General features: G+C 79.0%; 4 protein-coding genes. 2 read left to right on the top strand and 2 right to left on the bottom strand.

Annotated features, from left to right (window positions below; all coding sequences use genetic code 11):
* Positions 1-200: 200 nt before the first annotated feature.
* Positions 201-1,184, top strand: coding sequence for a Rieske (2Fe-2S) protein (locus AC5FZL_RS16205; protein ID WP_493619910.1), 984 nt, complete (start codon positions 201-203; stop codon positions 1,182-1,184).
* A 15-nt stretch (positions 1,185-1,199) separates the two neighbouring features.
* On the opposite strand, the gene AC5FZL_RS16200 is transcribed toward AC5FZL_RS16205, so the two are convergent.
* Both AC5FZL_RS16200 and AC5FZL_RS16195 read right to left on the bottom strand, forming a co-directional pair.
* Positions 1,200-1,388: a hypothetical protein gene (locus AC5FZL_RS16200; protein WP_493619909.1), complete on the bottom strand. Its 189-nt coding sequence runs from the start codon at positions 1,386-1,388 to the stop codon at positions 1,200-1,202.
* Entirely contained in the window at positions 1,385-2,653 is a 1,269-nt protein-coding gene (locus tag AC5FZL_RS16195; RefSeq protein WP_493619908.1) for a PspC domain-containing protein, read from the bottom strand. Before AC5FZL_RS16195 ends, AC5FZL_RS16200 begins: the two co-directional genes overlap by 4 nt.
* Before the next feature lie 143 nt (positions 2,654-2,796).
* Here AC5FZL_RS16195 and AC5FZL_RS16190 point away from each other — a divergent pair.
* The coding region (locus AC5FZL_RS16190; protein WP_493619907.1) for a PspC domain-containing protein at positions 2,797-3,048 on the top strand (252 nt) is incomplete at its 3' end.

Below are 3,048 nucleotides of genomic sequence, written 5' to 3'. Positions count from 1 at the left end.
GCGCGGGGCCCTGTCCGGCGTCCAGGCGGCCGTGCCGCCCCTGCGTGAGGGGCGTCACCTCCGGGCCGCCCGGGCCCGTCTGGCCGAGCGGACGCCGGTCGCAGCCACCACGATCGACCTGCGCGCACCGGCAGGCGCCTCGTCGGCACCGGCGGCCGCGCCGCCGGACTGACCGACCGATCCCGCTGGAGGCACCGCTCATGACCACGACGCCCAGCACGTTCCCCCCGCCCGGCCCGGAGATCGGGGCGGGCGGTCCCTCGGTGCTCGCCCGGCGTCCGGTGCTGCAGGCGCTGATGGACCTGCCGATGAGCGCCTCGGGCCTCGACCCGGTCGCCGGGGCGATCAAGAAGGCGGTCAAGGCGGTCGAGCCGCGCTGGCTGGCGGACGTCCTGCACGGCACCTGGCTGGGCCACCCGCTGCACCCGGTGCTGGCCGAGATCACCCTGGGCCTGTGGGTCAGCTCCGGCGTGCTCGACGCGCTCGCCCTCGCCGGCCTCGTGCCCGACGACCTCGAGGACGGCGCCGAGGCCGCCACCGCGACCCTCGTGGGCGCCGGCCTGACGACGGCCCTGCCGACGATCGCCGCGGGCTGGACGGACTGGTCGGACCTGCACACCGAGCAGCAGCGCCTCGGCCTCGTGCACTCGGCGGGCAACTACACCGCTGCGGCGCTGTTCGCCGCCTCCCTCGCCGCGCGCCTGCGGGGTCGGCGGGACCGCGGCCGCTGGCTGTCCGTGGCGGCCGTGAGCGTCTCGGCGCTCGGCGCCGCCCTCGGCGGGCACCTGTCCTACCGCTGGGCGGCCGGGATGAACCACGCCGAGGACGTCCCGCACCGCGTGCCCCAGGGCTGGCACCGCGTCGCGGCCTGGGACGACCTCGCGCTCGGCCGGCCGACCGCCGGGCGCCTGGGCGAGGTGCCGGTCGTCGTCCTGCGCACCGAGGACGGCGTCGCGGTGCTCGCCAGCGCCTGCAGCCACCTCTCCGGCCCGCTCTCCGAGGGCGACGTGGTCGTCGAGGACGGCCAGACCTGCCTGGTGTGCCCGTGGCACGGGAGCACCTTCCGGGTCGCCGACGGCGCCGTGGTGCACGGCCCGGCCACCTCTCCGCAGCCGACGTTCGCGGTGCGGGTCAGCGCCGACGGCGACGTGCTGGCGAAGCTGGAGCCGCTGCCGCAGCACTGAGGGCTCACCGAGTGCTCACCGCCGCTGCCGCAGACCGGTCACCACGGCGCCCACCACGAGCAGGGCGCCCAGGACCACGAGGACCAGCGGGAGCACCAGGCCGAGGTCGACGCTCACGCCGACCGCGGCGGTGAGCACCACCAGCACGGCGACCGCCAGGAGCGCCAGGCCGTGGACCAGCGCGGAGACGCAGGGGCCGTTCATCGCGCACCACCTTCCAGGAGGACCCGCCCGAACAGGCCCTGGACGTCGACCAGGACCTCGCTGCGCCCGGCGCCGGAGGAGCGCTGCTCGACGACCTCGTCGGCCAGCACGCCTCCTCCGCCGCCGGGACCGTCGCCCCCGTCGTCCGCCACGTCACCGGCGAGCATCCGCCCGCGGACGCTCACGTCGGCCTCCCCGGGAGGGATCACCCGCACCACCCCGAACCCGCTGCGCACGGGCACCTCGACCGCGGCTCCGGGCGCGACGTCCAGGCCCCGCAGGTCCAGGACCGACTCCCCGGCGACCTGCACGAAGCCGCGCTCGGCGCTGGCGACGCTCGTGGGGCGCCACGGCTCGTCGCCGCCGAAGACGGTGACCTCGGCGCGGGCGGGGACCACGGCGGCCGCCACGGCGAGCAGGGCGGTGCACGTGCCGAGGAAGCCGGCGGTCCCGTCGTCGCGCCCGGCCAGGCCGAGGGCGACCAGCCCCAGCGCGAACACCGCCGTGGCCACGGCGGCGCTCACGGCCAGGGCCTCGCGCTGGTCCGCTCCGGCGAGCCAGGACGGCAGCTCCCCCTGCCACCACGGGACCTCCCGGGCGTGCAGGAGCAGCCAGGTGCCGGCGCCGGCCAGCAGGGCGAGGCCCGTCAGACCGGCGCTGACGCCGGCCGGGGCCCGGCGCGGGCGGCGGCAGCCCCGCGGGGACGCCGAGGCGCCCGCCGCCGCGCCGTCGGCGCTCGCGGCGCGCGGAGCGGCCGCCGACCCCTGCAGCCAGCGCGGGAGCCAGAGGACGAGGACCAGCGCCAGGGAGCCGAGGACCAGCGCGCCGACGACGTCGTCGCCGCCGACCAGGGGGCCGCTGCTCCACCAGGTGCCCGGGCCGGGCACCACGACCGCGAGGACGAAGAGCACCAGGGCCGCGGTGGCCGCGCCCGAGGCGTCGCCGGCGAACAGGGCGCGGGCCTCGATCCGTCCCGACCGGTCGGGCAGCAGCAGCCAGGCGACGGCGTAGAGCGCGACGCCGGCGCCGCCGAGCAGGGCCAGCACGACCACGGCGACGCGCAGCAGCGCCGGGTCGACGCCCGTGCGGGCCGCCAGGCCCCCGCAGACGCCGCCGAGCCAGCGGTCGTCGCTGCGGCGCACGCCGAGGGCGAGCAGCCAGTCCCAGAAGGCCGTCCCGGACGACGCGGCGGGGGCCGCGCCGGGTGGGGGCTCGGGCGGCGGGTCGGCGGAGGGACCGGGCGCTGGGGAGGTGTTCGTGCTCATGACGGCCACCCTGGCGCGGGCGGTGCCCCGCCGACCACCAGGGACGACCCTGGTCCGACCCTGGTCCGCGCAGGTCCCGAGCCGGGGTCGCGTGCGGGGCGCGCCCCCTGCCGCGGCGCAGCGGCAGGCGCCAGGATGGGCCCGTGACCACGACGGAGGCACCGGCCGCCGAGCACGGGTCCGAGCCGGCCCGTGCCGCGCGCCCGCCCCTGCAGCGGGCCGAGCGCGGGCGCTGGCTCGGCGGGGTCGCCTGCGGCGTGGCGGCCCACCTGTGCGTGCCGGTGGCCGCTGTGCGGCTCGTCCTCGCCGGTCTGGCTCTCGCCGGGGGCGCGGGGGTGGTCGGCTACGTCCTCCTCTGGGCGCTGCTGCGCCCCGCCCCCGAGGTCGCGGTCGAG

The organism is Quadrisphaera sp. DVD1, assembly GCF_058932755.1.
Note: the sequence above shows the minus strand (reverse complement) of the source record. Positions and strands in the feature narration are given on the sequence as shown.

Bases quoted from the DNA above. Each gene is read 5' to 3' on its own strand.
- AC5FZL_RS16200 (WP_493619909.1), bottom strand. From the start codon at position 1,388: ATGAACGGCCCCTGCGTCTCCGCGCTGGTCCACGGCCTGGCGCTCCTG.
- AC5FZL_RS16205 (WP_493619910.1), top strand. From the start codon at position 201: ATGACCACGACGCCCAGCACGTTCCCCCCGCCCGGCCCGGAGATCGGG.
- AC5FZL_RS16195 (WP_493619908.1), bottom strand. From the start codon at position 2,653: ATGAGCACGAACACCTCCCCAGCGCCCGGTCCCTCCGCCGACCCGCCG.